This window comes from Enterococcus sp. DIV0682 (genome assembly GCF_051712685.1).
Lineage (GTDB): Bacteria > Bacillota > Bacilli > Lactobacillales > Enterococcaceae > Enterococcus > Enterococcus faecalis.
Genome location: NZ_JBIOPK010000001.1, coordinates 2,592,907 through 2,619,752, shown reverse-complemented (window position 1 = coordinate 2,619,752; position 26,846 = coordinate 2,592,907). Strand labels below are relative to the sequence as shown.

General features: G+C 39.7%; 28 protein-coding genes. 26 read left to right on the top strand and 2 right to left on the bottom strand.

What is annotated here, in order from left to right; translation table 11 throughout:
- Positions 1 to 72: 72 nt before the first annotated feature.
- From yfmF to IGK96_RS12655, 7 genes are all read left to right on the top strand, one after another.
- Positions 73 to 1,341, top strand: coding sequence for an EF-P 5-aminopentanol modification-associated protein YfmF (gene yfmF, locus IGK96_RS12685; protein WP_002398177.1), 1,269 nt, complete (start codon positions 73 to 75; stop codon positions 1,339 to 1,341).
- Positions 1,334 to 2,638, top strand: coding sequence for an EF-P 5-aminopentanol modification-associated protein YfmH (gene yfmH / locus IGK96_RS12680; RefSeq protein ID WP_010824020.1), 1,305 nt, complete (start codon positions 1,334 to 1,336; stop codon positions 2,636 to 2,638). Before yfmF ends, yfmH begins: the two co-directional genes overlap by 8 nt.
- A gap of 167 nt (positions 2,639 to 2,805) precedes the next feature.
- On the top strand, positions 2,806 to 3,672 hold the full coding sequence (locus tag IGK96_RS12675) for a helix-turn-helix domain-containing protein (RefSeq protein ID WP_010706993.1): 867 nt from the start codon (positions 2,806 to 2,808) through the stop codon (positions 3,670 to 3,672).
- Between the two features lie 124 nt (positions 3,673 to 3,796).
- Positions 3,797 to 4,009, top strand: coding sequence for a hypothetical protein (locus tag IGK96_RS12670; RefSeq protein ID WP_002359021.1), 213 nt, complete (start codon positions 3,797 to 3,799; stop codon positions 4,007 to 4,009).
- 98 nt (positions 4,010 to 4,107) lie between these two features.
- Entirely contained in the window at positions 4,108 to 4,686 is a 579-nt protein-coding gene (gene pgsA, locus IGK96_RS12665; RefSeq protein ID WP_002365382.1) for a CDP-diacylglycerol--glycerol-3-phosphate 3-phosphatidyltransferase, read from the top strand.
- Positions 4,687 to 4,933: 247 nt separating this feature from the next.
- Positions 4,934 to 5,533, top strand: a complete 600-nt coding sequence (locus IGK96_RS12660) for a MarR family winged helix-turn-helix transcriptional regulator (RefSeq protein WP_002359022.1) — start codon at positions 4,934 to 4,936, stop codon at positions 5,531 to 5,533.
- Positions 5,533 to 7,317 (top strand): ABC transporter ATP-binding protein, encoded by a 1,785-nt coding sequence (locus IGK96_RS12655; protein WP_010776181.1) that lies wholly within the window; start codon positions 5,533 to 5,535, stop codon positions 7,315 to 7,317. The genes IGK96_RS12660 and IGK96_RS12655 overlap by 1 nt, the downstream gene beginning before the upstream one ends.
- Before the next feature lie 257 nt (positions 7,318 to 7,574).
- On the opposite strand, the gene IGK96_RS12650 is transcribed toward IGK96_RS12655, so the two are convergent.
- Positions 7,575 to 8,462, bottom strand: a complete 888-nt coding sequence (locus IGK96_RS12650; RefSeq protein ID WP_002383224.1) for a MurR/RpiR family transcriptional regulator — start codon at positions 8,460 to 8,462, stop codon at positions 7,575 to 7,577.
- A 373-nt stretch (positions 8,463 to 8,835) separates the two neighbouring features.
- Here IGK96_RS12650 and gnd point away from each other — a divergent pair, with 373 nt between their 5' ends.
- The 13 genes from gnd to IGK96_RS12585 all read left to right on the top strand — a co-directional run bounded on the left by gnd (position 8,836) and on the right by IGK96_RS12585 (position 18,751).
- Complete coding sequence (gene gnd / locus IGK96_RS12645; protein ID WP_002378821.1) at positions 8,836 to 9,771, top strand: phosphogluconate dehydrogenase (NAD(+)-dependent, decarboxylating); 936 nt, start codon at positions 8,836 to 8,838, stop codon at positions 9,769 to 9,771.
- Positions 9,772 to 9,783: 12 nt separating this feature from the next.
- Positions 9,784 to 10,785, top strand: a complete 1,002-nt coding sequence (locus tag IGK96_RS12640; protein WP_033600541.1) for a D-isomer specific 2-hydroxyacid dehydrogenase family protein — start codon at positions 9,784 to 9,786, stop codon at positions 10,783 to 10,785.
- A gap of 14 nt (positions 10,786 to 10,799) precedes the next feature.
- Entirely contained in the window at positions 10,800 to 11,903 is a 1,104-nt protein-coding gene (locus tag IGK96_RS12635) for an iron-containing alcohol dehydrogenase family protein (protein ID WP_002401114.1), read from the top strand.
- Between the two features lie 12 nt (positions 11,904 to 11,915).
- On the top strand, positions 11,916 to 12,752 hold the full coding sequence (locus IGK96_RS12630; RefSeq protein WP_002354902.1) for a PTS mannose/fructose/sorbose/N-acetylgalactosamine transporter subunit IIC: 837 nt from the start codon (positions 11,916 to 11,918) through the stop codon (positions 12,750 to 12,752).
- A gap of 20 nt (positions 12,753 to 12,772) precedes the next feature.
- Entirely contained in the window at positions 12,773 to 13,645 is an 873-nt protein-coding gene (locus IGK96_RS12625) for a PTS system mannose/fructose/sorbose family transporter subunit IID (protein ID WP_002354903.1), read from the top strand.
- Positions 13,646 to 13,666: 21 nt separating this feature from the next.
- Positions 13,667 to 14,173 carry a PTS system mannose/fructose/N-acetylgalactosamine-transporter subunit IIB gene (locus IGK96_RS12620; RefSeq protein WP_002354904.1) on the top strand — a complete coding sequence of 169 codons (507 nt, stop codon included), beginning with the start codon at positions 13,667 to 13,669 and terminating at the stop codon, positions 14,171 to 14,173.
- A gap of 76 nt (positions 14,174 to 14,249) precedes the next feature.
- Positions 14,250 to 14,702 carry a PTS sugar transporter subunit IIA gene (locus IGK96_RS12615; protein WP_002354905.1) on the top strand — a complete coding sequence of 151 codons (453 nt, stop codon included), beginning with the start codon at positions 14,250 to 14,252 and terminating at the stop codon, positions 14,700 to 14,702.
- A gap of 23 nt (positions 14,703 to 14,725) precedes the next feature.
- Entirely contained in the window at positions 14,726 to 15,799 is a 1,074-nt protein-coding gene (gene uxuA / locus IGK96_RS12610; protein ID WP_002388613.1) for a mannonate dehydratase, read from the top strand.
- A 4-nt stretch (positions 15,800 to 15,803) separates the two neighbouring features.
- Positions 15,804 to 16,457: a bifunctional 4-hydroxy-2-oxoglutarate aldolase/2-dehydro-3-deoxy-phosphogluconate aldolase gene (locus tag IGK96_RS12605; RefSeq protein WP_002359031.1), complete on the top strand. Its 654-nt coding sequence runs from the start codon at positions 15,804 to 15,806 to the stop codon at positions 16,455 to 16,457.
- Between the two features lie 167 nt (positions 16,458 to 16,624).
- Positions 16,625 to 17,095, top strand: a complete 471-nt coding sequence (locus IGK96_RS12600) for an ASCH domain-containing protein (protein ID WP_002354908.1) — start codon at positions 16,625 to 16,627, stop codon at positions 17,093 to 17,095.
- A gap of 175 nt (positions 17,096 to 17,270) precedes the next feature.
- Positions 17,271 to 17,489 (top strand): YdbC family protein, encoded by a 219-nt coding sequence (locus IGK96_RS12595; RefSeq protein WP_002381076.1) that lies wholly within the window; start codon positions 17,271 to 17,273, stop codon positions 17,487 to 17,489.
- A 16-nt stretch (positions 17,490 to 17,505) separates the two neighbouring features.
- Positions 17,506 to 18,390 (top strand): YicC/YloC family endoribonuclease, encoded by an 885-nt coding sequence (locus IGK96_RS12590; protein WP_010821916.1) that lies wholly within the window; start codon positions 17,506 to 17,508, stop codon positions 18,388 to 18,390.
- 55 nt (positions 18,391 to 18,445) lie between these two features.
- Positions 18,446 to 18,751, top strand: a complete 306-nt coding sequence (locus IGK96_RS12585; RefSeq protein WP_002383233.1) for a hypothetical protein — start codon at positions 18,446 to 18,448, stop codon at positions 18,749 to 18,751.
- Positions 18,752 to 18,793: 42 nt separating this feature from the next.
- Here the strand turns inward: IGK96_RS12585 and IGK96_RS12580 are convergent, their stop codons facing one another.
- Complete coding sequence (locus IGK96_RS12580) at positions 18,794 to 20,275, bottom strand: DUF1958 domain-containing protein (protein WP_002389422.1); 1,482 nt, start codon at positions 20,273 to 20,275, stop codon at positions 18,794 to 18,796.
- Between the two features lie 222 nt (positions 20,276 to 20,497).
- On the opposite strand from IGK96_RS12580, the gene gmk reads away from it, so the two are divergent.
- The 6 genes from gmk to rsmB all read left to right on the top strand — a co-directional run bounded on the left by gmk (position 20,498) and on the right by rsmB (position 26,846).
- Complete coding sequence (gene gmk / locus IGK96_RS12575; protein ID WP_113821077.1) at positions 20,498 to 21,112, top strand: guanylate kinase; 615 nt, start codon at positions 20,498 to 20,500, stop codon at positions 21,110 to 21,112.
- Positions 21,113 to 21,116: 4 nt separating this feature from the next.
- The gene (gene rpoZ, locus IGK96_RS12570) at positions 21,117 to 21,419 is read left to right on the top strand and encodes a DNA-directed RNA polymerase subunit omega (protein WP_002354916.1); all 303 of its coding nucleotides are present in this window, start codon (positions 21,117 to 21,119) and stop codon (positions 21,417 to 21,419) included.
- A gap of 154 nt (positions 21,420 to 21,573) precedes the next feature.
- The gene (gene priA / locus IGK96_RS12565) at positions 21,574 to 24,006 is read left to right on the top strand and encodes a primosomal protein N' (protein ID WP_010713714.1); all 2,433 of its coding nucleotides are present in this window, start codon (positions 21,574 to 21,576) and stop codon (positions 24,004 to 24,006) included.
- A 26-nt stretch (positions 24,007 to 24,032) separates the two neighbouring features.
- Positions 24,033 to 24,527 (top strand): peptide deformylase, encoded by a 495-nt coding sequence (gene def / locus IGK96_RS12560; RefSeq protein WP_002371656.1) that lies wholly within the window; start codon positions 24,033 to 24,035, stop codon positions 24,525 to 24,527.
- Positions 24,520 to 25,461, top strand: coding sequence for a methionyl-tRNA formyltransferase (gene fmt / locus IGK96_RS12555; RefSeq protein ID WP_010776177.1), 942 nt, complete (start codon positions 24,520 to 24,522; stop codon positions 25,459 to 25,461). Before def ends, fmt begins: the two co-directional genes overlap by 8 nt.
- Before the next feature lie 5 nt (positions 25,462 to 25,466).
- Positions 25,467 to 26,846, top strand: coding sequence for a 16S rRNA (cytosine(967)-C(5))-methyltransferase RsmB (rsmB, locus tag IGK96_RS12550; RefSeq protein ID WP_002354921.1), 1,380 nt, complete (start codon positions 25,467 to 25,469; stop codon positions 26,844 to 26,846).

Genomic DNA, 26,846 nt, shown 5'->3' with positions numbered 1-26,846 from the left:
AGAATTTACGCGATACATATATTTCACAGCATTCTTTAGGTAAGATGAAGCAAATGAAGGAGCGATGCGGCAATGTCTGTTCAATTAGTTAAAGGCGTGAATTTACACGTCATTCCTACAGAAAAATATAAAACGGTGCGTCTTTTAGTCCGCTTTAATACACGATTAAATCATGAAACCATTACAAAAAGAACGCTGTTGTCCAGTTTGATGGAAACCAACAGCTTGAATTACCCGAATCAAGTCAAGTTAAGTGAGCGTTTGGCGGAACTTTACGGCGCCAGCTTTGGGATTGGCGTTTCCAAAAAAGGCAATCAACATTGGTTTAATATTTCTATGAACATTGTCAATGATCATTATTTACAGGATAGTCAGGTTCTCGCCGAAGCGGTGGACTTTTTGAAGGAAATTATTTTTGCCCCCAATATTCAAGCGGGCCAATTCGAAGCGGAAACCTTCCAACGGGAGAAAGAGAACTTGAAAGCGTACTTGGAAAGTATTGTGGAGGATAAGCAAACCTATGCCTCTTTGGCGCTTCAAAGTGTCTATTTTAATCAATCGGAGGATCAAAAAATCCCTAGTTTTGGGACTGTTGCGGCGTTAGCTGAGGAAACTGCGGCGTCATTAGCGGCGTATTATCAAAAAATGCTGGCGGAAGATCAAGTGGATATTTTTGTTTTAGGTGATGTCAATGAGGCGGAGCTAGTGCCGTTATTCAAGCAATTACCGTTTACGCCTCGTGAAGAAGGCAAAGCCGCGATTTTCTACAATCAACCAATTCGCAACGTGATTGAAGAGCGGACCGAGCGTGAGGTGTTAGCCCAATCGAAATTAAACTTGGCTTACAACACGGATATTTATTATGGCGATAGCTATTATTTTGCGTTGCAAGTGTTTAATGGGATTTTTGGCGGTTTCCCGCATTCTAAATTATTCATGAATGTCCGTGAGAAAGAGCATTTAGCGTATTATGCTTCTAGTAGTATCGACACCTTCCGTGGCTTCATGACGGTTCAAACAGGAATCGATGGCAAAAATCGGAATCAGGTCTTGCGTTTGATTTCGACAGAATTGGAAAATATTCGCTTAGGTAAGATTAGCGAATTAGAAATTGAACAAACGAAAGCAATGTTAAAAAATCAGTATATCTTAGCGTTAGATAATGCAGGCGCGTGGCTGGAAAAAGAATACTTGAACGAATTAATGCCGCAGACGATGCTGACGGCGGAGGAATGGATTGCGCGGATTAATGCCGTGACTATTCCAGAAATCCAAGAAGTAGCCAAACGCTTGGAACTTCAAGCGATCTTCTTTTTGGAAGGAGAAACGGAAAATGATTAAAAAAGACTATGCACAAATTAAAGAAACATTGTATACAGAAACACTGGAAAATGGGTTAAAGGTTTACCTATTACCGAAAAATGATTTCCAAAAAACGTATGGCTTGTTTACGACCGATTATGGTTCCATTGACAATACGTTCGTGCCAATTGGTCAAGAGGAAATGATTGAAGTACCTGACGGAATCGCCCACTTTTTAGAACATAAAATGTTTGAAAAAGAAGATGGCGATGTCTTCCAAAAATTTGGGCAACAAGGGGCTTCAGCGAATGCCTTTACCAGTTTTACGAAAACGAGTTATTTGTTTTCAACGACGGATCAAGTGACACAAAATCTAGAAACGTTGCTTGATTTTGTGCAATCGCCGTATTTCACGAAGGAAACGGTCGAAAAAGAAAAAGGCATCATCGGACAAGAAATTCAAATGTATTTAGATGATCCTAACTGGCGCTTGTTCTTTGGGATTTTAGGCAACCTTTATCCGAAACATCCATTGCATATTGATATTGCCGGTACAGTGGCAAGTATTGCGGAGATTACCGCAGAAGATTTGTATACATGTTACAATACGTTTTATCATCCAAGTAATATGACCTTGTTCGTGGTAGGGAAAATGGACCCCGAAGCGTTAATGGCGTTCATTCGTGAAAATCAAGCGGCGAAAGAGTTTCCTGCCGCCCAACCTATTCGTCGGCATTTTCCTGAAGAAACAGCTGCTGACATTGTCAAAGAGAGCGCCATTGAAATGGCAGTCACACGGGCAAAAGTGCTTGTTGGCTTGAAAGGCTTAGATGAAGTGCCAACAACGGGTCGTGACTTAATGAAATATCAAATCACCGTGAACTTGTTGTTACAATTATTGTTTGGTAATACCTCTCAAAACTATTTGGCTCTTTATGATGAAGGCTTGTTAGATGATAGTTTTAGTTATGACTTTAATTTAGATCGCAGTTTCCATTTTGCGGATATTGGCGGCGATAGTGAGCAACCAGAAGTCTTAGCAGAACGAATTGAAGCTATTTTATTATCTGCCACAACAAGTCCAGAATTAACGGAAGAAAATTTGTCCTTATTGAAGAAAAAAATGATTGGTAAATATTTCCAATCCTTAAACTCTTTAGAGTATATCGCCAACCAATTTTCACAATCATTGTTTGGGGAAACCACGCTGTTTGATAAGATTGAAGTCATTGAAAGCATTCAATTAGCCGACGTCCGCCAAGTAGCAGAGACCTTTATTCGTGAAGAAGGATTGAGCCGTTTCTACATGTATCCTAAAGGAGAAACCGAGCAATAAACCAACTGTTTAAGAAAAAGAAAAATCTTTGAAATCTTTCAATTTTGTTATCCTCAGTTGGCTTCTTTTGTGGTATTCTTAAAGGACGGGAATGTTTTCCTTGGCAATTGAAAAAGACTGATGAGACAATCGATAAATTAACAAAATAGACTGGAGAAGATGGACGAGTGGCCAGCGTAAATATTGGAGAAACACTAAAAGAAGCAAGATTGCAGAAGAACATCACAATTGATGAACTGCAACAAATGACAAAAATTCAAAAAAGATATTTAGAAATTATTGAACAAAACGATTTTGAGTCCTTACCAGGCACCTTTTATGTGCGGGCGTTTATCCGCCAATATGCAAGTGCGGTCGGCTTAGATGGCAATCAATTGGTAGATATCTATGATGGCAAAGAGCCTGAAATTGTCGAAGAACCCAAGCCAGTGTATGAAGAGCTTGAAGGATCACGTAAGCAATTGCATGACGAAGAAAAGCAATCCAGTTGGTTACTGCGGAACTTACCAGCCATTGCCTTTTCGTTAATTGGTTTAGCCATTGCGGTCGTAGTGCTGTATATTATGTGGCAAGATCAAAAAGCCGAACCGATTATTCAAACACCGGCAACTAGTGCCAGTGTGGAAAAAACCAAAGAATCAAGTCAAGCCCCAGAAAGTAGCACACAAAGTAGTACACCGCCGTCTTCTTCAAGCGAACCAGAGAAGAAAACAGCTGTGGCTGTGGTGAGCGATGCCAACAATCAAGTAACTGCAACGGTTAAAGATGCGAATAGTCCAATCAACATTACCTTTAAAGGCACTGAAGGCTCTTGCTGGATTGGCGTGATGGTCGATGGCAACTATACGTACCAACACACCCTGCAAGCAGGAGAGACCCAAACAACAGCTTTACCTGCGAATGCCGCCAATGCAACACTGATTCTAGGCGCCTCAAATAATGTCGCCATTCAAGTCGATGGCGCCGATTTAACACTGGAAAAAACGCCAGTTTTAATTCGTAAGGATGTTACATTAGGGATTACGTATCGTTAGAAATGGTGTAAGAAGAATCTGGATAAACTGTCAAACGGCAATTATTCCAGATTCTTTTCTTTTATAATTAACAGCGAATGGTTAAAAAGACGACAATAATAATTCAAGAGAGAAGGGGTTATCAATGCTTAAAATAGTTAATAAAAAATTTAATCTTATCACCATATTTTCAATCGCTCTGTTGGTCATGGGCTTCTTGATTGTTGGCTTACAACTGTATTTCTACTTTATCTATGGTTCTAAATTTTTAGACAGTATCACATTGATTGGAATGATTAATTTAGGTTTAGGCTATTATCAGCTCTTTCTAAAAAAAGGCAAGAATATTTCTGAATAAACGGTCAAACGGCAATTATTCCAGATTCTTTTCTTTTTTTCGTGACACTGCCAGCAAGATAACGTAAAATAGAACAGGAGAAGGAAGGGGCAATTGAAGTGAATTTACCAAATAAATTAACAGTTTTAAGAATATTTATGATTCCGATTTTTATTATTATTGTGTCAGTGCCAATGGACTGGGGAACGATTAGTTTTGGCGACACAACGTTAGCCGTTACCCAATTAGTGGGCGCGATTATTTTTGCAGTTGCTAGTTTTACAGACTGGTTGGATGGCAAAATTGCCCGTGCGCAAGGCTTGGTGACGAACTTCGGAAAATTTGCGGACCCATTAGCGGACAAAATGCTAGTGATGACCGCTTTTATCGTCTTAGTTGGTCAAGGCAAAGTACCCGCTTGGATTGTAGCAATTATTGTTTGTCGTGAATTGGCAGTAACTGGTTTACGGTTGTTATTAGTCGAACATGGCGAAGTAATGGCAGCAGCTTGGCCAGGAAAAGTAAAAACAGCTACCCAAATGGTTGCAATTATTTTACTGTTCATTAACAACATTCCATTTTCAGCACTTCATCTACCACTAGATCAAATCATGCTATATGCTTGCTTGATTTTCACCATTTACTCTGGTGTTGATTATTTTGCTAAGAATAAAGATGTTTTTAAAGGTTCGATGTAAAGAGAGAATCAAAACGCTTGGCTTGTGCCAAGCGTTTTTTAGTATTCATGATTGAATGGACAAATAGATTTTTAAGTAGAGGAACAGATGAATCGATAAAACAAATCGGCAGTTTCTGTATGCTATTTTTCATTTTGGTTATATCTACATACAAATAATTAGTTTGTTGTTGACAAAGTAAACTAAATAGATTACTATTTAGTTCGTTAGCTTATATATAAACTAAATAAATTTTTTGGAGGAAATTATGAAAAAAACAGATATTTTAAATAAACTATTAAAAATTGCTCAACAACCTTACTTAATCTTTGCTTCTAGCATAGAGGAGAAACCAGATAACACTTTTGAAACGTTAAAATTGCTTGCTTCTGAAGAAAATGTAACAGCTGGAAGAATCGCTGAATATTTAGATATAAAACCTTCTAGTGTGACACAAATCATAAAAAAATTAGAGTCTGTTAAAGCAGTTAAACGAGTCAAAAATGAATCAGATGCTCGGGTCACATTCGTTGTATTGACCGATAAGGGACGAGAAAGTTTAAGTACTCAAGGAAATATTTCTAATGGATTTAATGAAGAAATGTTTAAGGGCTTCTCAGAGGAGGAACTAGAGTCTTTAAATAATTATTTAGAACGTATAGAAAAGAATATTTCTAGTGAAGAATTTTTAGATAAAATTGAAACAATTTTTGGCGACGATAAAAATTGGGAACATTTCAGAAAAATATCAGCTAGATATGGTAGAGCTAGAGAACAGATGATGGGACATGATGGCTTTGGTAGATTTGGTGAATTCAATGGTGAATACGGTGGCTTTGAAGGATGGAAGAGAGGTCGGAGAAGATAATGGCAGTAGGTGGAGGCGGCAAAAATAGTCATGATTCTATCCGAGCAGATAAAACAAAATTTTCGTTTAAAGAATTTTTAGGCTTAATCAAGATGACAGAGCCTAACTATTTACTGCTTGGCATCGGGATGATATTTCTTGTGATTTCTTCTAGTGTCCAAGTGTACGTTCCAAAACTTGCTTCAAGTTTAGTCAATAATTTTCAAAAGGGAGTAGATTATAGTTTATTAGGTAAAGTTGTTGGGTTATTTATATTTTCAGCACTCGTTTCTGCATTAGGAGGGACAATTTTAGGTATTTTTGGTGAAAATGTCATCCAAAATATGCGTAAACGCTTATGGAATAAATTAACTATTCTAAAAGTTTCTTATTTTGACTCTGTTAAAGCGGGTGAAATATCCAGCCGGGTCGTAAATGATACTAATCAAGTTAAGCAATTGTTAGCCGTTACTTTTCCTCAAACAGTTGCCAGTGTGATTACAGTTATTGGTACGGTATATATGATGATTAAAATGGATTGGCATATGTCGCTTGCTATGGTAATTGCTGTTCCTGTTGTAATCCTTTGTATGATTCCAGTAATGGCATTTGGTTCAAAAGTTAGTCACATTCGCCAAGATGCTATGAGTCAATTTAACGGACTTGCTACTGAAACGTTGAGTGAAATTCGTTTAGTCAAAACTTCTAATGCTGAATCTCAGGCGCAGGTTCGTGCTGCAAATGAAGTGGATCGGTTATTTAATGTAGGGAAAAAAGAAGCAATATTTGATGCATCTATGCAACCAATTATGATGATGGTCTTTATGAGCATGGTATTTGGGCTATTAGCATATGGGATGCATCGAATTGCCGTTGGTGTGATGACAATCGGAACATTGATGAGTTTCTTAATGTATCTATTTAATCTTATTGGCGCCATGCCAATCATTGCGACGTTATTTTCTGAAGTAGCTAAAGCAGCAGGATCAACGCGACGAGTGCAAGAATTGTTATCTAGAGAACCTGAAGACTTTGAAAGTGGACAAGATATTGATTTATCGGAAAAGACTTTATCAGTTAAAAATGTAAAATTTTCTTATGAAGATGCACCAGAGGAACCTATCTTAACAGACATTTCTTTTACTGCTCAGCCAAACCAAGTAATTGCTTTTGCTGGCCCATCAGGTGGCGGGAAATCGACGATTTTTAGTTTAATTGAAAGGTTTTATGAACCTACAGAAGGACAAATTAAATTTGGAGATATTGACATAAAAGATATCAAATTATCAGATTATCGTCGTCAAATCGGCTTTGTATCACAGGATTCTGCGATTATGGCAGGGACAATCAGAGATAATCTAACGTATGGCTTAGCAGAAAACTTCTCAGATGAACAACTATGGGATGTCTTGGAACTAGCATATGCGCGAAAATTTGTAGAAGAAATGCCAGATAAATTGAATACGGAAGTCGGTGAACGTGGCGTTAAAATTTCTGGAGGACAAAGACAGCGTATTGCAATTGCTCGTGCATTCTTGCGGAATCCCAAGATTTTAATGTTAGATGAAGCTACTGCTAGCCTAGATTCAGAATCTGAGATGAAGGTCCAAGAGGCATTGTCTAATTTAATGAAGGGCCGAACGACATTGGTTATTGCCCATAGATTGTCGACAATTGTTGATGCGGATAGCATTTACTTTGTTGAAAAAGGGAAAGTAACTGGTTCAGGAAAACATGATGAGCTAGTAAGTAAACATAAAACTTACGCTAAATATGTATCCGAACAATTTAAAGTAACGGAATGAACGAAATAAGCAAATTTAAAATGAAGCTAAGACAACACGTGCATTAACTAATTGTCTTAAGATTTAGAAAGAACTTGGACATAACCCCCAAGTTCTTTTTTCTAACTTATTTTTACCCACAAGATAAAAAGCGACCAAAAAATTGGTCGCTTTTGAAATACCTCCATGATAGTTCACTTGCTTCATAAAATGTAGAGTCACGGTATAAAGCCAATTTGCGAGGACCGATATTACAAAAATAAGCACCATTCAGATCTTTACGACAAATAATGCGGATCGGTCTTAGTCGTGCTAATGTTATCACGGATTTTTTTCAAGGAATCGGCATTTTGATCAAAATTGTGATACATCGTATTTGTGTATAAAATATCCATTACCGTTAAGTAACTAATCCGTGAAGCCAAGGATTCCGCACGAAACAAGCCTTCTTCGGTGACGACAATAATTGCTTCGTCGGACAAGCCTGCCAACTCTGAACCGCTGTTACCGGTTAACGTAATCATTTTTGCGTTGGTTTTTTTAACTTGTCGTGCTAGGTTGATTGATTCTTTGGTTTTGCCTGAATGGGAAAAAATAAACACGCAATCTTCACTGGTTAATTTTGTGACAAAACTTAACTGCATGTGGTAATCAAAAATGTAGTTGCATCGATAGTTGGTCCGAATGAATTTATGGAAACTATCAAAAGCCACAATCGAGGAGCCGCCTTGCCCAAAAAAGTGAAGCGTTTTGGCAGAGTACATCAAAGCCAACACGTTATCTAACAGCTCTTTTGTTAAGAACTGTGTGGCGTTACTGAGGGAATAAATATTGGCTTGTAAGACTTTTTTAGCAATCGTAATACTATCATCATCTGGTGAAATATCATCGGCGCCATTCACGCTATTGACGTTTTGAAAAGTCGGCTGATAATTAGAATTCCTGGCGATATCAATTTTAAATTCTTGGAACCCAGAATAGCCAATCTTTTTTACAAATTGATACACGGAAGATTGGGAGACGCCAATTTCGTTGGCCAGACTTTCTAACGTCATTTGTGTCAATAATGATTCAGAATGAACAAAGTAATCGGAAATTTTCTTTTCTGTGAGGCTCAAATTCGGTTTTTTGATCCGAATCCGTTGATCCAAATAGTGGTTTTTCATTAACACGTTCCTCCAATCTTATTTTTTAAAATAGAATGAATGCCTTTTCATTGTTGGTATAGACTGATTATAGTGGAAAAAGAGGACAAATACAATTTCTCTTTTTCTCCACAAAAAAGAAATTCTTTAAAAAAAGCCAAAAAAAATAAATAATCTTTTTTCTGAAAAATGAAGGGGTCTTGAAAAGACTTCTCTCAACTAAAGAAAGTAGCCAGTAAAAAGAACGTGATACCAAGAGATTTACTTGTGTTTTTTGTATGAAAGCTCCTTAAAAATAAAAACGTTTTACCTTTTGAGTAGGCAAGATTTTTGCTAAAAAATAAAAAATATTTTTTAATTAGTGTAATCGTTTACATTATTTTTTTTATCCTTTATGATTGAAGTATCAAAAGAGGCAGGTGAAAGAAAAATGGACATTGGCTTTATTGGACTTGGGAAAATGGGTTTGAACATGGCATTAAATGTTCACGAACAAGGCTGGCCCATTATTGGCTTTGATGTGACAAAGGAAGCAAGAGCGACTGCTAGAGAACAGGGTCTTTCCGTTGTAGATTCGTTGTCAGAATTATTGAAAGCGCTTAATAAAAGGAAGGTGATTTTTTTAAGTACCCCCGCTGGTCAGATTACCAATCAATTAGTGGCAGAATTGGTAGAGCAATTAGCACCAGAGGATATCATTGTGGATAGTGGCAATTCAAATTTTCATGATAGTGTCGCGAATGCTCAGCTTGCTAAGGAAAAAGGAATTTATTTTATTGATTGTGGTACTTCTGGTGGCATCAAAGGAGCGCGGGAAGGAGCGTGTTTAATGGTTGGCGGTGCGCCTGAAGCTGTCAAGGTGTTAACCCCATTTTTTGAAGATTTAGCTTGTGAACAAGGGTATCTTTATGCTGGGAAATCAGGAGCTGGTCACTATTTGAAAATGGTGCATAACGGGATTGAGTACGTCATGATGCAAGCCATGGGCGAAGGATTCAATTTATTAGAAGCTGCCGAATATGATTTTGCGTTGGAGAAAGTAGCCGATGTGTGGAATCACGGCTCGATTATTGAAGCTCGCTTGATGGGCTTAGCGAAAGAGGTTTTTGCGGAAAATCCTACGTTAGCCAATCTAGAAGGGAAAGTTGCAGCAAATGGCGAAGCCAAATGGATGATTGAAGAAGCATTACGTTTGGAGATGCCCGTCCCAACGACAGCGTTGTCCTTATTTACTCGAAATGAAAGTATGCTAGCAAATCATTTTTCAAACAAAGTGGTCGCTTCTTTGCGACAAGGATTTGGCGGGCATGAAGTCGTAAAAAGTCAGTAAAGGAGTTTAGTCATGTTAAAAAAACAAAAAATTGCCATAGTGAATTCCAGTAGTTTTGGTCAAATTTTTCCTGAACACTTGACGCGCTTAGAAAAAATAGGCACCGTGAAGCATTTTACAGTCGACAGTGAAATTGGTGGCAAAGAGTTAGCGGAATGTTTACAAGGATATACGATTATTATTGCTAGCGTGACGCCATTTTTCACGAAAGAATTTTTTGAACATAAAGATGAATTATTGCTGATTTCTCGCCATGGTATTGGGTATAACAACATCGATTTAGACGCTGCAAAACAGCATGACACAATTGTTTCCATCATACCAGCTTTAGTAGAACGAGATGCCGTGGCGGAAAACAATGTCACAAATTTACTAGCTGTTTTACGGCAAACCGTGGCTGCAGATGCCAGCGTTAAAGCAGATCAATGGGAAAAACGAGCGAATTTTGTCGGTCGGACGTTATTTAACAAAACTGTGGGTGTCATTGGTGTTGGGAACACAGGAAGTTGTGTCGTTGAGACGTTACGAAACGGATTTCGCTGTGACGTGTTAGCGTATGATCCCTATAAATCCGCCACTTATCTGCAAAGTTATGGAGCAAAAAAAGTAGACTTAGATACGTTGCTAGCTTCAGCAGACATCATTTGTTTATGTGCCAATTTAACTGAAGAAAGTTATCACATGATTGGCTCGGCGGAAATTGCCAAGATGAAAGACGGCGTCTATCTTTCCAATAGCGCACGAGGCGCCTTGATTGATGAAGAAGCCATGATTGCCGGCTTAGAATCGGGCAAAATTGCTGGGCTTGGGACAGATGTTTTAGAAGAGGAACCAGGTCGGAAAAATCATCCTTATCTTGCGTTTGAAAATGTAGTAATGACGCCGCACACCTCCGCTTATACCAGGGAATGCCTGCAAGCGATGGGAGAAAAATGTGTACAAGATGTGGAAGACGTGGTGCAAGGTATTTTACCTCAACGGGCAGTGCAAGAAGTCAGTCGTTACGTTAGTTAAGAAGGAGGAGGAGCATGTTAACTGATTTAAAAGTGAAAGTTGGACCGCAATTTTATCGTTACCACGAAGGCGCCTTAGCTTCGGTGCCGTCACTTTTCAAGGAATATCACGCCCAACGAATTTTGGTGGTGCATGGCACCGTATCCTTTGAAAAAGCTCAGCCATTTTTGCCCTTCTTGGCAGATTCAGAGTATCAATTCTTCTATCACACTTACACAGGAGAATGTAGTTATTTTGGCGCCGAACAAATTTCACAGCAAATAAAGGAACACCAGATTGACTTTCTTCTGGGAGTCGGCGGCGGTAAGTTAGCCGATTTAGTGGGCTACAGCGCCCATTTAAACAATCTGAATTTTGGCTTGGTCCCCACTTTGGCTAGTAACTGTGCGCCGTGGACACCGTTAGCTGTGATGTATCAAGAAAATGGCGCGGCCGAAGGCAAAACGGAACATTTCTTTCGCCAAGCTGCGTTTTTAATCACCGATCCTAAGTTGCTTCTTGATGCACCCCGTGATTATTTTGTCGCTGGTTTAGCTGATACGTTAGCGAAATGGTATGAATCAGAGACCATTTTACGCCAAGCCCATTTGCAAGGGGAACCCTTTTTACAATTAGCGGGAGCGACCGCCAAGCTTTCGCAAGAAGCGATTATGCGGGACTCAAAAGCAGCCTTAGCAGCGATGGACGAGGGCAAACTCACGCCTGAATTTGTCCATCTTTCAGAAATTGTTTTCGCCGTTTCCGGATTAGTCGGCGGCTTCGGTGACAAATACGCCCGCAATGCAGCAGCACACGCCATGCATGATGCTATGAGTAAATTTTTACCAAAAAGTCATGACTATTTACATGGCGAAAAAGTAGCTTACGGCATCTTCTATCAATTAGCATTGGAAAAAAGGTGGGCCATCATAGACGCATTAATCCCTTTTTATCAAGAGCTAAACTTGCCCATGTCGTTACGACAAATGGGCCTTTACCCAGAAGAAGCAGTACTCGATGCAATGGTTCAATTTATTGATTCAAAAGAAAAGGTTCATTTAATTCCTATTGAGATTTCGGAAGAACGTTTACGTCAAGGGATTGAAGAGCTAGAAAAGTATATACAAAACCAAGGATAAGAAGGAGGAACTATGGAAACGTTAAGTGTTTTACAAAGTTTGATAATGGCGCTTTGGGTGGCAGCAATTATGTCCAGATGGCTTGGAGGAGGAGCAACGTTAACGTTGCGTTTCTCGCCCTTAATGACAGGGTTAGTAGCAGGTTTAGTGATGGGCGATGTCCCGAAAGCGATGATTGTCACCGCAGCATTACAAATGATTTACATGGGTGTTTTTTCACCAGGTGGCTCTATGCCAGCAGAACCATCAATTGCGGCAGCGATTGCTGTGCCAGTTGCGTTGCTAGGGAATTTGAAGCCGGAAGCCGCTATCGCCGTAGCGGTTCCTGTCGGTCTTTTAGGAAGTTATTTATATCAATTCCGTTTCTTTATTAACACGTTTTTAGGGAAGTATACCGATCGTGCGGTGGCTGAACTAAATTCAAAAAAAATTGCCCGCTCAATTATCTGGTATCCAACGATTGCCTCATTTATTTTATTCGTTCCATTAGTCTTTTTTGCTCTTTATTTAGGGGCACCAGTCATTGCCGATATTATTAAAGCATTAGAAGGAACCGTTGTGATTCACGTGTTAGAAGTAGTCGGTGGTGGTTTAGCCGCAATTGGGATTGCGACAACGGTCTATGTCATTGGTCGAAAAGATTTCTTGGTTTTCTTTTTCCTTGCATACTTCATGAGTATCGTCTTTAAGTCATTGGAAATTACCATGGTAACGTATGCCATCTTTGGCGTAATTATTGCGTTAATTTTTGTGCAAGTCCAAAAAGGCAAACCTGTAGCAGAAAGTGCTGGTTCCGCCAGTGCCACCACTGATTTTGATGATGATGACGATTACGATGACGGGTTTTAAAAGAAAAAGGAGGAACTGAAATGACGGAAACAACAGAAAAAGTCGTGCCGAAAACAACGAATTTAGCACCAGAAGAAATTACCAATAAAGATGTTACAAAAGCCTATCTCCGTTGGCATTTTGCCAATGAAATTCCCCATTCCTTTGAACGTTACTTGGCGCCTTCGTTATTGTACGCAATGATGCCACTTTTAAAGAAATTATATAAAGACGATGAACAATTAAAAGCCGCTTATATGCGTCAACTGCTGTTTTTCAATACGCAATTAAGTTGGGGCGGCGGGGTCATTACTGGGCTGATGGCTTCCATGGAACAAGAGCGGGCCAAAGAAGAACATGAAGGCCGCGAAATCATGATGCAAGATGATTTAATGTATAACACCAAAGCTGGATTGATGGGCGCGTTAGCGGGGATTGGTGATGCGATTGACTCAGGCACGGTTCAATATATTTTTATTGCGATTGCGGTGCCGTGGGCGCAACAAGGTAGCGCATTAGGTGCGATTTTCCCATTTGTGGCGTTTGCCCTTTATCAAGTACTGTTAGGTGTGTTCTTTGCGAGACAATCCTTCAAAATGGGGCGGAATGCCACAGGCTTAATGCAAAGTGCGGGGATTCAAAAAGCCATTGAAATGTTATCTGTTTTAGGGTTGTTCATGATGGGAATTTTAGCTGGTAATTATGTCAAAGTTTCTTCAACCCTTCAATTTAAACTTTCTGGCCGTGAGTTTGTGGTCCAAGATATCCTTGATCAGATTGTCCCAGGACTCTTGCCGCTAGCTGTCGTAATGGGCGTGTATTGGTTCTATACGAAAAAAGGCTTGAAAGTTACGCAAGCATTATTGTGGTTAACAGGTATCTTAATTGTCTTAGCAACAGTCGGTATTTTATAAAAAGAAAAGGACGTGAATCAAATGGGCGTAGTAAATTTAGCAAGAGTAGATGAACGATTAATTCATGGACAAGTGATGGTGACCTTGTCCCAAAAAAGTGGCGTTAATTCCATTTTCGTTGTTGATGAAGTGGTGGCAAAGGATAAATTTATGCGTGATTTATACAAAAGTGCAGGCAGTCGGACAGGACAAAAAACCATTGTCATTACGCCGGAAAAAGCTAAATTTTATTGGGATGAATACCAATTCAAAGAGTACAACTGTATTTTAATCGCTAAAACCGTCTCTGTAATTTATGACTTAGTAAAACACGGAGTCCCTATGAAGGAGTTAAACATCGGCGGTATTGCACAGAAAAATCCAGAAAAAGATTTATTAGTAACCAAATCAGTTTATTTAAACAAAGAAGATGCTGAAAAATTAAAAGAACTACATGAGGTGTATGGCGTAGAAGATATTTATTTCCAAGCAACGCCTTCTGCACCAAAAACTAGTTTAAAAGAGGTTTTAGGCAAATTTAATTTATAAAAAGGCCAGTCGCTTGAGTCATTGCATGACTGTTTGAAGTAATGACTCAAGCCACTGAATTGAAGGAGGAACTTTTATGTTAGGGATTGTGATTGCTACACACGGTGCACTAAGTGACGGTGCGAAAGACGCAGCTACCGTGATTATGGGCGCAACCGAAAATATCGAAACTGTTAATCTAAATAGTGGAGACGATGTCCAAGCACTAGGCGGACAAATTAAAACAGCGATTGAGAACGTCCAACAAGGGGATGGCGTGTTGGTCATGGTTGACTTATTAAGTGCGAGTCCTTACAATCAGGCAGTTTTGGTGATTAACGAACTCGAACCAGCACTACAAAAGAAAATCTTTGTGGTGAGTGGTACCAACCTACCAATGGTCTTAGAAGCGATAAATCATCAATTATTGGGCACACCGATTGCTGAAGCGGCGCAAGCGATTGTTGCGCAAGGCAAAGAAAGTGTGCAAGCATGGGATATTTCTATGACTTCCTTTGAGGATGAAGAGGATGAGGACGATGATTTTTAAGAATGTAGTAAAGGGTGAAAGCAATGAAATGGGGATTTAGATGGTACGGAGCGGCAGGCGATGCCATTCCGTTAAAACATATTCGACAGATTCCAGGAATTACTGGTGTTGTCGGTACCTTGTTAAATAAACTACCAGGTGATGTTTGGACAGTAGCCGAAATTCAGGCACTTAAACAATCGGTGGAACAAGAAGGATTAGCACTTTTAGGAATTGAAAGTGTCGCTATTCATGATGCCATTAAAGCGGGAACGGATCAACGAGACCACTATATTGATAATTATCGCCAGACGTTGCGTAACTTGGGGAAATGCGGAATTTCCTTAGTGTGCTATAGTTTCAAGCCTATTTTTGGTTGGGCTAAAACGGACTTGGCGTATGAGAATGAAGATGGCAGCTTATCGTTGTTATTTGATCAAGCTGTGGTAGAGAACATGCAGCCAGAAGACATGTATCAATTAATTCACAGTCAGTCAAAAGGATTCCGGTTACCAGGTTGGGAAGAGGAGCGTTTGCAACAATTTCAAGAATTGAAAGCCATGTATGCCGGCGTAACGGAAGAAGATTTGGTCGAAAATTTGCGCTACTTTTTAGAACGTGTGATTCCTGTCTGTGAAGAAGAAAATATCAAAATGGGGATTCACCCCGATGATCCACCTTGGGAAATTTTTGGTTTGCCAAGAATCACTAAAAATTTAGCGGATTTAAAACGGATCCTTTCCTTGGTGGACTCACCAGCAAATGGGATTACATTTTGTACAGGTTCCCTCGGTGCGGACCCGACGAATGATTTGCCTACTATGATTCGTGAAATAGGTCACAGAATTAATTTTGTTCATTTCCGCAATGTGAAGTATTTAGGCGAGCATCGTTTTGAAGAAACGGCGCATCCGAGTGTCGCTGGTTCGTTAGATATGGCGGAATTAATGCAAGCACTGGTAGACGTAGGGTATGAAGGCGTTATTCGTCCTGACCATGGGCGGGCAATTTGGGATGAAAAAGCGATGCCTGGTTATGGTTTATATGATCGAGCAATGGGGTTGACCTATATTCAAGGACTGTACGAAGCAACCAAAGCCAAACAAAATAGGAAGTGACAGAATGGAAACAAAAGTTGAAAAAAATCAACTGTATCAACAATTAGCGACATGTAAACTTTTACCACTATACACTGCAACAGATTTACGCTATTTGCCACAAGTAGAATCAGTCTTAGTAGAAAACGAATTACCGTTTATTGAAGTCACTTTTCGGAGTCAGCTGGCCTTGCCTGCCATCAAACAACTTGCTGCTTCAGGGAATTTAATTGTGGGCGCAGGAACTGTTAGAACCTTGAAAGAAGCCCAAGAGGCAGTAGCGAACGGTGCACAGTTCATTGTTTCCCCAGCGATTGTTCCAGAAGTCATTGATTTTTGTCTGGCAAATGAGGTGCCTATTTTTCCAGGAACAGCTACGCCTGGGGAGATTCAGCGAGCGCTGGCGTATGGCTTACGAGTGGTTAAATTTTTCCCAGCCGATATTTACGGCGGGTTAAAAGCCATCAAAAGTTTAAGTGGCCCGTTTTATGATGTTCAATTTTTACCAACTGGTGGGATTGATGAAACAAACTTTATAGAGTATGTGGAAGCAGAAGAAGTATTAGCAGTGGGCGGCTCCTTTATTTTATCGGAAAAGATGCTTCAAGAAGATGAAGCTTCGGCACGCCAGCATGTTCAATCTTTACTCACGAAAATCAAAGAACGACAAGCAAAATAAAAAGATGGGCTAAGTTTTGTTACTTAGTCCTCTTTTTTTTCTGTCCCAATGTTACTGACATTATTTTAGTTTTCATTTTGTAAAAATAGTATAGGAGAAAAGCAATCAGTTATGTATAATTAGTGAAAGAAGGTTGCGTGAAGTAAAAATAAAAAGGAGAGCAAAGGATGTTAAAAAATGTAGAAGTGTTCTGGCAAAACTTTTTAGATAAACATGAATTAGATATGTTGATGCCCGATGTGTGGATGTTTGGTGATGGCTCTTCTGAGATGGGTAATCGTTTGGGTCAATTGGTTGTTTCTGGTCGTAAGACAGCGACATGTTCTTCTTTAGATATTTATAAGATGGAAGAAGAACAACTCCCTAAAGCTGGTCAATACGACATAATTTTAGATGGTCAGTCTCAACCGCTGGCTATTATTCGAACAACCAAAGTTGAAATTATGCCCATGAATAAGGTCTCAGAATCTTTTGCGCAAGCGGAAGGTGAAGGAGATTTGACGTTGGATTATTGGTATGAAGAGCATGCGCGGTTCTTTAAAGAAGAACTGGCCCCCTATCAGCTACAATTTTATCCCGATATGCTGTTAGTTTGCCAAAGTTTTGAAGTAGTGGATCTTTATACAGAAAAAGAATAGACAGAGAAGCGGTGACTGACACGATTGAAACGAGCAGTCGCCGCTTTTTTTACTGATTTTTTGAAAAAGTTGCGTATGTTTATATAGACAGGGTGATAGAAAAGAGATGTGTATTTTAAGTGTCGAGGAAAAGATGGTACAATAACCTAAGGAATACTAACAAGGAGTGAATGTTATGAAAGAAGAATTTTCATATGAAATTTTAGAAGAAGTCGCTGTGTTATCTGAGAATGCTCGTGGCTGGCGTAAAGAATTGAATTTAATTAGTTGGAATGGTCGTCCACCAAAATTTGATTTGCGTGAGTGGGCCCCTGATCACGAAAAAATGGGTAAAGGCATCACCTTAACCAACGAAGAATTTGCTGAATTAAGCAAAACAATTAAATCCATGTAAAAGGAGCACCCTGTCAATGAAAAGTATGACTGGATTTGGAAAAAAGACCATTCAAAATGAAAATTATCAATTGGATATCGAAGTCAAAAGTGTCAACCAGCGGTTTTTAGATATTCAGTTGCGTATGCCAAAGGAACTGAATGCCTATGAACTGGTGATTCGGCAAGTAATCAAACGCACGTTAAAACGTGGGCGTGTGGAAGTCTATGTAAATCTCCAAAAAATCGGCAACAATCAAAAAGAAGTGCGCGTGCAGTGGGACTTAATTGATCAATTATTAACTTCGGTAGATCAACATTTAAAGGAAAACTATCCGGAAGCAACGTTTGATGCAGGGGACACGGTCAACCATTTATTAAAGCAAAATGATTTTGTCGAAATAGTGGAAGCAGAAATTGTTGATCAGACATTTGAACCATTTCTTGTTCAAGCATTTGAAGCAGCCATCGCTAGTCTTGACCAAAGCCGTGTGCAAGAAGGAACGCAAATTAAACAAGTCCTGCTTGACTATGTAGCAGTGTTGACCCAATCAATTCAAGAGCTGCAAGCGTTTGTGGGCGTTTTTGAACAAGAATACCGTCAACGTTTTGAAGCGAAATTAAACGAATGGTTAGGTAGCCAAGTGGATGAAACACGCTTATTAACAGAAATGGCCATTTTATTGGAAAAAGGCGATATTCATGAAGAATTGGATCGTTTGAATATCCATATTGATAAGTTGCATCAGTTGCTTGACGAAACAGAACCAGTGGGCCGAGAACTAGATTTCTTAATTCAAGAAATGAACCGCGAAGTCAATACGATTGGTTCGAAATCAAGTCCAATTGAAATAAAAAATAGTGTCGTTCAAATGAAAACAACCTTAGAAAAGATTCGTGAACAAATTCAAAATGTCGAATAGAGAAAATGGTTTCGTGTTTTTCCAGAAAACGCTATAATATAGAAGTAACGAATAAATGACAGAGGTGAAAGCAATGACTAAATTTTATGATGTAACCTTTCAAGAATTAAGTGGTCGTTCTGTGGTAAAAACAGAAGTCGCTTCAGACAGAGAACCATTTGACGTCTGGCAAGATGCTTGTGCAAGCTATTCTGAAACAGAGTTAAATATCCAAATTAACGAAGACACGTTTGTTACTTTGAATCGTCACTTTGTTGTTCGCATTGACGTGAAAGAAGTTGACGGCCCTGTCGACAAACAAGTTCGTCGTCGCGATGAATTGATGAACGTGGTCAATACGCTTTCTAATATGGGCTTATAAAAAATACCACCAAGCATTTCACGCTTGGTGGTATTTTTTTAATTAGAATAAAAGAAACAAGCCAACGGCGCATAGGAAAGAAAGAACTGCGGCACTTAAAAAGATTGTCCGCATGGCTGCAGTTTTACTGCTTTCTTTGCCGTGTTTTTTCTGACGTTCTAAACGTTTTTGAAGCTGACGGGTAATTACTGAGAAAATCAGCCCGAAAAGGACTAAAACGCTTGTGGCAATCGATTTAGGAATAAAATGATTCGGTTCTGCAACGGTGGTATCCCCAGAATGTTCGTTTGATTCTTCCGCAGCTTCCGCTGTTGTTTGTTTTGGCTTAACTTCTTGGTAAGCCACTTTTGGCGCTTGAACAGTACTATTTAACAATGTCAAGGGCGTGTCGACTTGCACTTGCCCTGCTACTAATTTAAAAGTAGGCTGACTGCCTTTGGGAACGACACCGTATAAATCGTTAGCCAAAGTGACTTTTTTGTGATCAATGGTTTGTGGTCCTTTGTCTAAAAGTTTTTTGCGTTCGTATGTCGTATAGGCATAGTCCAGCAAAGCATTACCAGCCACATGCCGTTCGTATTCACCATCTTGGTTTTGCCAATTACCAACGCCTAAAATGACTTCAATTAAACGGAAATCTCCTTGTTTGACAGTCGCAATATAGTTAAAGCCGCCTGTTGGACTAGAGCCTGTTTTTAAACCATCCACGCCTTGATAACCATACTTAGCGCCTGGTAAAGAATAATTGTACGCTTCAAACGTTTCCTCGTAAGGCGTGCCGACCATTGTTTTCACCACTGGTTTATTGGTGATTTCTAAAATTTCTGGATAATTTTTCAGAAAATGATAGGTTAGTGAAGCTAAATCTCTAGCTGTAGAGACGTTATCGCCATTTGGGTCAATTCCTTGCATTTGATACAGGCCGTTAAAGGCACTTGCTTGCGCTCCACTGCAGTTGTAATAGGTAGTATTTGTCATCCCTAATTCAGCCGCTTTTTGATTCATTAAATGAACAAAGTCAGTAGGCTGGTTCCCTGAAATTAAGTTTGCCAACATGAGAGTCGCCACATTAGAAGAGGGGACAGCAATCATTTTTAACAGTTCACGGACTGGATAAGCAACACCTAACGTAATTTTGTTATTACTAATGGCATATATTTTAGAAATATCGACATCTTTTTGCGTAGCAGTCACAGTCGTATCCATTGTAAATTTTCCTTGCTCCATTGCTTCAAAGGCCAAGTACATGGTCATCACTTTGGCAATACTGGCAGGATTCCACGCTAAATCTGGTTGCTGCGACCAGAGAATTTCTCCAGAATCAGCATCAACAACGATGGCTGCTTTGGGAATGCCATCCGCTTTCAGGGTCGTTCCCATTTTTTTAGCAATTGCGGTAATATCTTCTTCTGCGTGAGTCACAGTAGGTTGGGCAAAAAAGGCCCCACAACTGACAACTAAGCCTAGCAGAAACAATGTAAATGGTTTAATTCGTGCGATGTTTCTCAGTCCTTTCTTATTCACGTTTTTTCATCCTAAAGGAGTCATCACTTCATTTTACTTAAAAAATGGCTGCCTGTATAGGAATTCTAGGTAATTTGTTTAAAAAAAGAACAAGTTATGAAAGCCAAATTAAAGAAGAAATGTTATTTTTTCAGTGAATCTCCAAGAAAGTCTTGAAAATTGCAGAAAAAAAGTGCAAAATAGAACTAATACTGTGAAATTATGTTTTGAAAGGAAGTCGTTATGTCAGAGCGCGGGTTATTAATCGTATTGTCAGGTCCTTCAGGAGTGGGGAAAGGGACTGTAAGAAAGGCTATTTTCGACAGTGAAGAAAATGATTTTCAATATTCAATCTCAATGACCACTCGGAAACAGCGAGAAGGCGAAGTGGATGGAGTAGATTACTATTTCCGTTCAAGAGAAGAATTTGAAGCGATGATTGAAGCTGGAGAAATGTTGGAATATGCGGAATATGTTGGTAACTATTATGGGACACCATTAACGTATGTTAACCAGACGCTAGATGAAGGCAAAGACGTCTTTTTAGAAATCGAAGTCCAAGGGGCTAAACAAGTCAAAGCCAAAGTGCCTGATGGCGTATTTATCTTTTTGACACCTCCCGATTTAGCGGAATTAAAATCAAGAATTATTGGCCGCGGAACAGACGAAATGTCTGTGATTGAAGAACGAATGGCTGTGGCCAGAGAAGAAATCGAAATGATGGCGCTGTATGATTATGCGGTAGTGAATGATGAAGTTCCTTTAGCCGTGCAACGAATTAAAGACATTATCGCGAGTGAGCACTTCCGTGTTGACCGTGTAATTGGAAAATATATTAAAATGTTAGAGGAGATGTAGCCTTATGATGTTAAAACCGTCAATTGACTCATTGTTAAAAGAAGTCCCTTCAAAATATTCTTTGGTTATTTTAGCAAGCAAACGTGCGCATGAATTAGATGAAGGTGTTCAACCAACCGTTGAATCCTTTGATTCTGTAAAAAGTGTGGGTCGTGCGTTAGAAGAAATCGAAGCAGGAACAGTGATCAGTGATCCAAATCCTGAAGAAAAACGCGAACGTCTACGCATTGAACGTGAAGAACGCAAACGCCAACGTGAACAAGAACAAAAAGAATTAGAAAACCGTTTACGTGACGAAAAAAATTAATTGAATGATTGTCAACGAATGGAGAAAGCCGTCTGTCTATTTCAGAGGCTTTCTCTTCGTTTATTCTGAAAGGTGCCAACGAGACACACAAGACAAATCAGTCAATCTTTAGTACAATAGGCAAAGAGAATTTACATAAAAAGGAGGACGCACCATGCAAAAAGTAGCCAAAGTTATTGTGGATGTACCAACGATGCAAACCGATCAACCATTCACTTATTTAGTTCCTGAAAATTTAAATGAGCAATTGGCTGTCGGCATGCGTGTAGAAGTGCCTTTTGGTAACGGTAATCGGCATGTTCAAGGGTTTGTTCTAGCCGTTGAACCAGTGGCTGCAACGGTTCTTGACGAAACCAATGTTCAGTTGAAAGAACTAGTGGCGGTGTTGGATTTAAAACCTGTTTTAAATACAGAAATGTTGGCTTTAGCTGATTATATGAAGGAAAAAACGTTTGCTTTTAAAATCACTTGTTTGCAAACCATGTTGCCTAGCGTAATGCGTGCCGATTACCAAAAATATATTTATTTAACGGATGAGCTTTCTGAAGAATTACAAGATCAGTTATTTTATGGTTTAGAGGAAATTTCGTGGGACCAAGCGCAAGAACGTGGGCTTTTGCCTCAACTAATGGCGTTGCGTAAACAGCAAAAAGTCGATATTCGCTACGAAGTTACGACGAGAAATAAAGTCAAAATGGTCCGCTTCATTCAAGCCGCTAAGGAATTTGAACAATTAGAGGAAATTCGTTTGGGTTTACGCAAGGGAGCTAAGAAGAAAGAGCAACTTCTTTACTATTTACAACGCTTAGGCACTGAAAAAGTCACCGCTGTGAAGGAAATGAAAGAATTAGGTTTCAGTACCGCGCTTTTAAATGAAGCGGCCAAAAACGGCTGGTTAACGTTCATTGAAAAAGAAGCGTATCGTGATCCGTTTGCTAATCAGACGTTTGAAAAAACGACTGCGTTATCTTTGAATGCAGAACAACAGGTGGCTGTGGAAACAATCTTACAATCGGTCCAAGAACAGCAAAGCCAAACCTACTTATTGGAAGGTATTACAGGAAGTGGGAAAACAGAAGTTTATCTACAGGTCATTGCAGAAGTTCTTAACCAAGGCAAAACAGCCATTATGCTTGTCCCTGAAATTTCTTTAACTCCGCAAATGGTGCAACGCTTTAAAAGTCGCTTTGGCGAACATGTTGCTGTAATGCACAGTGGCTTATCGCAAGGTGAAAAATACGATGAGTGGCGGAAGATTGAACGAGGAGAAGCGGAAGTGGTGGTTGGCGCGCGTTCTGCCATTTTTGCGCCAATCGAAAACATTGGTGTGATCATTATTGATGAAGAACACGAGGCAAGTTATAAACAAGAAGAAACCCCCCGCTACCACGCGAGAGATTTAGCGATTTGGCGTTCGGAGTACCATCATTGCCCTGTTGTTTTAGGTAGTGCCACGCCGTCCTTGGAATCACGCGCTCGCGCACAAAAAAATGTTTATCAGCGGTTACGATTAACACAGCGTGCCAATCAAGCGGCAACCTTGCCTACGATTGATGTAGTGGATATGAGGCAAGAAGTAGAAAATGGCAATGTCTCTTCTTTTTCCATGTCGTTGCAAGAAAAACTCCAAGAACGCTTAGAGAAAAACGAACAAAGTGTTCTCCTACTTAATCGCCGTGGCTATTCGTCATTTGTGATGTGTCGCGATTGTGGCTATGTGTTGCCGTGTCCGAATTGTGATATTTCCTTGACTTTGCATATGGATAGTAAAACAATGAAATGTCATTATTGTGGACATGAAGAACGGATTCCTTATCGCTGTCCTAACTGTGGCCAAGATAAAATTCGCTACTACGGAACAGGCACACAAAAAGTAGAAGAAGAATTACAAACGTTGTTACCAGACAGTCGTATTCTCCGAATGGATGTTGATACGACCCGACGCAAAGGTGCGCATGAAAAGATTTTGCGAACATTTGGTGAAGGACAAGCGGATATCTTATTAGGCACACAAATGATTGCCAAAGGACTGGACTTTCCAAATGTGACGTTAGTCGGTGTCTTAAATGCTGATACCGCCTTGAATTTACCCGATTTTCGTTCCAGTGAACGGACCTTCCAGTTATTGACACAGGTCAGCGGTCGAGCTGGTCGAGCTGAAAAACCGGGGGAAGTCATCATTCAATCTTTTAACCCAGAGCATTATGCGATACAATTGGCAAAAGCCCAAGATTATGAAGATTTTTATACAAAAGAAATGTATATCCGTCATCGTGGGGATTATCCACCGTACTATTTTACGGTCCAAATTACGGCTAGCCATCCTGAAGAAAATGAAGCAGCGAAACAAATGTTTCAAATCGCGACGAAATTAAAACAAGGCTTATCGCCGCAAGCTATTTTGTTGGGACCAACGCCTAACGCAATTATGCGTGTCAATAATCGATACTTTTATCAAGTGATTATCAAGTATAAACAAGAACCAATGCTTCAACCATTATTGAAAGAAATTTTAACCGATACACAACGAGCAACGGCTCGTGGCTTAAAGCTTTCCATTGATGCAGAACCCATGAATTTTATTTAAAAAATACAGCTTTGAAAGGAGCACTTATGCGCTATCCAGTTGTGATTCACCCGAACGAACACTTAAAAATGAAGGCTCAACCTGTGACGATTATTACCGATGAAATTGTGCAGTTACTAGAGGATATGTATGAAACAATGCTGGCCCATGATGGGATTGGCTTAGCAGCCCCGCAAATTGGTAAAAATTTGCAAATGGCAGTGATTGAAATCGATGAAGAATCTGGTCGTTTTGAACTAATTAATCCAGTGATTATTGAAAAAAAGGGAACCAGTATTGATGTGGAAGGCTGTTTAAGTATTCCAGAAACATATGGAACCGTTGAACGAGCAGATGAAGTGACTGTCCGTTATTTTGACCGTGAAGGTGAAGAAATGGAAGTTACGGCTTACGGCTATTTAGCTCGAGCTTTTCAACACGAAATTGATCATTTGAACGGCGAGTTATTTATCGACAAAATGATTGAGAAAATTGCACCAGAAGATTTAGAAGCGTATATGGAGGAACATTTTGATGACTAAAATTGTATTTATGGGCACACCAGCCTTTTCTGTTCCGATTTTAGAAAGTTTAATCGAGGCAGGCTATGACGTTCAAGCGGTTGTCACGCAACCAGATCGACCAGTTGGCCGAAAAAAAGTGATTACCCCAACGCCTGTCAAAGAAGCAGCTTTAAAACATAACTTATTAGTCTTACAACCAGAGAAAATTTCAGGTTCTCCTGAAATGGAAAAAGTGATTGACTTAGCACCAGATTTAATTGTGACAGCAGCCTTTGGACAATTTTTACCAGAGAAAATTTTAAAAGCGCCTAAACTAGGTGCGATTAATGTCCATGCCTCACTTTTACCAAAATTTCGTGGCGGCGCACCTGTACATTACTCGATTATTGAAGGAGAAAAAGAAACAGGCGTCACGATTATGGAAATGGTGAAAAAAATGGATGCTGGGGCGATTTTAGCGCAACGTGCAATTCCGATTACGAAACAAGACGATGTAGGCACCATGTTTGAAAAATTAAGCATTCTAGGAAAAGAACTTTTATTAGAGACGTTACCTAAGCTAATTGCTGGCGAAATCACGCCTATTCCACAAGTGGAAGAAGAGGCTACTTTTTCACCAAATATTACCCGGGAACAAGAACGAATTGACTGGCAAAAAACTGCTGAGGCAATTGATAACCAAGTGCGTGGTATGCGTCCTTGGCCAACAGCGTTCACAACCTATCAAGGGACCAACTGGAAAATTTGGGCAGTGACACCACTGACTGAAACAACAACCAGCGCCCCAGGAACGATTATCCAACGTAGTAAAAAAGCGCTATGGATTGCTTGTGGCGAAGGGACAGTTCTTCAAATTGATCGCCTGCAACCAGCAGGTAAAGGTCAATTAACGATTCAAGAATTTTTAAATGGCGTTGGTCAAAATGTCGCAGAAAAAGATAAGGTGGACTAACAAAAATGGCTGAAAAAATCCCCAAGAAATTAAAACGTTCTGTTCGATACGTTGCTTTAGAAACCATCGAACGTGTGGATAAAGGTGGGGCGTACTCCAATCTTTTACTTAATGAAATGATGACAAAATCAGAACTAAGCGAGAAAGATGGCCGCTTGTTTACAGAACTTGTCTACGGCACAATTAGTCGCAAATTATTGTTGGAATACTACTTAACACCATTTGTTAAGAAACCGCAAAAAGTCGATAATTGGGTGAAAAATTTATTGATTTTATCGTTATATCAATTACTTTATTTAGATAAAGTGCCTGATCATGCAGTCATTAATGAAGCGGTTGAAATTGGCAAACGTCGTGGCAATCCTGGGATTGGTAAATTCGTGAATGGCGTGCTGCGGGCGTTCCAACGAAATGGAGCACCTAGTTTGGCCGCAATTAGCGATCCAGTTGATCGTTTAGCAACGGAAATTAGCATGCCACGTTGGTTAACAGAAAAATTACTTGCCCAATTAGGCGAAGAAGAAACACGGCAGTTAGGTTTGTCATTATTTGAAAAAAGTCATGCGAGTGGCCGAGTAAACACACGATTTATTTCACGAGAAGAAGCGCTGGAAGAATTACAAGAAACAGGGATTGCCGCGAAGGAAAGTCAACTTTCCCCTTATGGTGTTGTCGCTGAAAAAGGCTACTTAGCTGGCAGTGAACTGTTTATTAACGGTTGTTTAACCATTCAAGATGAAAGCTCTATGCTCGTGGCTCCAGCGATGCAAATTGAACCGCATCATCGTGTCTTGGATGCTTGTGCGGCTCCTGGTGGCAAAACGACTCATATCGCAACTTTTTTAGAGGCTGAAGCAGGTGGTCGTGTGACCTCTTTAGATATTCATGCGCACAAAATTAAGCTAATTAATGAAAATGCGCAACGCCTCCATGTGGCGGATGTCGTCCAAGCAGAAAAGCTTGATGCGCGACAAGTGGCCGAAGAATTTCCCGCAGAAACCTTTGATCGGATTTTAGTTGATGCACCATGTTCAGGCTTAGGGCTAATGCGCCGTAAACCAGACATTAAATACCATAAAACGGCCAATGATTTTCAAAATTTACCTAAAATTCAGTTAGAAATCTTAGAAAGTGTTGCCCCAACACTAAAACAATGGGGTATAATGGTCTATAGCACTTGTACTATTACGCCAGAAGAAAATCAGGAAGTAGTGGCAGCCTTTTTAGCCAAACACCCTGAATTTGAAAAAATTGAAATTGTTGCAAATGAAAATGTCCAAGCAGTAGTAAAAGAGCAAGAACTGGTTCTGTATCCCCATCAATACATGACAGATGGCTTCTTTATTTGCTGTATGCGGAAAGTTAGTTCAAATGAGGTGAAATAA

Excerpts from the sequence above, each read along its gene's own strand:
- IGK96_RS12650 (WP_002383224.1), bottom strand. The coding sequence starts at position 8,462 with ATGAAAAACCACTATTTGGATCAACGGATTCGGATCAAAAAACCGAAT.
- gnd (WP_002378821.1), top strand. The coding sequence starts at position 8,836 with ATGATTGAAGTATCAAAAGAGGCAGGTGAAAGAAAAATGGACATTGGC.
- IGK96_RS12605 (WP_002359031.1), top strand. The coding sequence starts at position 15,804 with ATGGAAACAAAAGTTGAAAAAAATCAACTGTATCAACAATTAGCGACA.
- IGK96_RS12590 (WP_010821916.1), top strand. The coding sequence starts at position 17,506 with ATGAAAAGTATGACTGGATTTGGAAAAAAGACCATTCAAAATGAAAAT.
- IGK96_RS12640 (WP_033600541.1), top strand. The coding sequence starts at position 9,784 with ATGTTAAAAAAACAAAAAATTGCCATAGTGAATTCCAGTAGTTTTGGT.
- def (WP_002371656.1), top strand. The coding sequence starts at position 24,033 with ATGCGCTATCCAGTTGTGATTCACCCGAACGAACACTTAAAAATGAAG.
- IGK96_RS12630 (WP_002354902.1), top strand. The coding sequence starts at position 11,916 with ATGGAAACGTTAAGTGTTTTACAAAGTTTGATAATGGCGCTTTGGGTG.
- IGK96_RS12660 (WP_002359022.1), top strand. The coding sequence starts at position 4,934 with ATGAAAAAAACAGATATTTTAAATAAACTATTAAAAATTGCTCAACAA.
- gmk (WP_113821077.1), top strand. The coding sequence starts at position 20,498 with ATGTCAGAGCGCGGGTTATTAATCGTATTGTCAGGTCCTTCAGGAGTG.
- IGK96_RS12585 (WP_002383233.1), top strand. The coding sequence starts at position 18,446 with ATGACAGAGGTGAAAGCAATGACTAAATTTTATGATGTAACCTTTCAA.
- rpoZ (WP_002354916.1), top strand. The coding sequence starts at position 21,117 with ATGATGTTAAAACCGTCAATTGACTCATTGTTAAAAGAAGTCCCTTCA.
- IGK96_RS12615 (WP_002354905.1), top strand. The coding sequence starts at position 14,250 with ATGTTAGGGATTGTGATTGCTACACACGGTGCACTAAGTGACGGTGCG.
- IGK96_RS12655 (WP_010776181.1), top strand. The coding sequence starts at position 5,533 with ATGGCAGTAGGTGGAGGCGGCAAAAATAGTCATGATTCTATCCGAGCA.
- IGK96_RS12670 (WP_002359021.1), top strand. The coding sequence starts at position 3,797 with ATGCTTAAAATAGTTAATAAAAAATTTAATCTTATCACCATATTTTCA.
- rsmB (WP_002354921.1), top strand. The coding sequence starts at position 25,467 with ATGGCTGAAAAAATCCCCAAGAAATTAAAACGTTCTGTTCGATACGTT.
- IGK96_RS12600 (WP_002354908.1), top strand. The coding sequence starts at position 16,625 with ATGTTAAAAAATGTAGAAGTGTTCTGGCAAAACTTTTTAGATAAACAT.
- IGK96_RS12625 (WP_002354903.1), top strand. The coding sequence starts at position 12,773 with ATGACGGAAACAACAGAAAAAGTCGTGCCGAAAACAACGAATTTAGCA.
- IGK96_RS12635 (WP_002401114.1), top strand. The coding sequence starts at position 10,800 with ATGTTAACTGATTTAAAAGTGAAAGTTGGACCGCAATTTTATCGTTAC.
- IGK96_RS12620 (WP_002354904.1), top strand. The coding sequence starts at position 13,667 with ATGGGCGTAGTAAATTTAGCAAGAGTAGATGAACGATTAATTCATGGA.
- fmt (WP_010776177.1), top strand. The coding sequence starts at position 24,520 with ATGACTAAAATTGTATTTATGGGCACACCAGCCTTTTCTGTTCCGATT.
- IGK96_RS12595 (WP_002381076.1), top strand. The coding sequence starts at position 17,271 with ATGAAAGAAGAATTTTCATATGAAATTTTAGAAGAAGTCGCTGTGTTA.
- yfmF (WP_002398177.1), top strand. The coding sequence starts at position 73 with ATGTCTGTTCAATTAGTTAAAGGCGTGAATTTACACGTCATTCCTACA.
- uxuA (WP_002388613.1), top strand. The coding sequence starts at position 14,726 with ATGAAATGGGGATTTAGATGGTACGGAGCGGCAGGCGATGCCATTCCG.
- priA (WP_010713714.1), top strand. The coding sequence starts at position 21,574 with ATGCAAAAAGTAGCCAAAGTTATTGTGGATGTACCAACGATGCAAACC.
- yfmH (WP_010824020.1), top strand. The coding sequence starts at position 1,334 with ATGATTAAAAAAGACTATGCACAAATTAAAGAAACATTGTATACAGAA.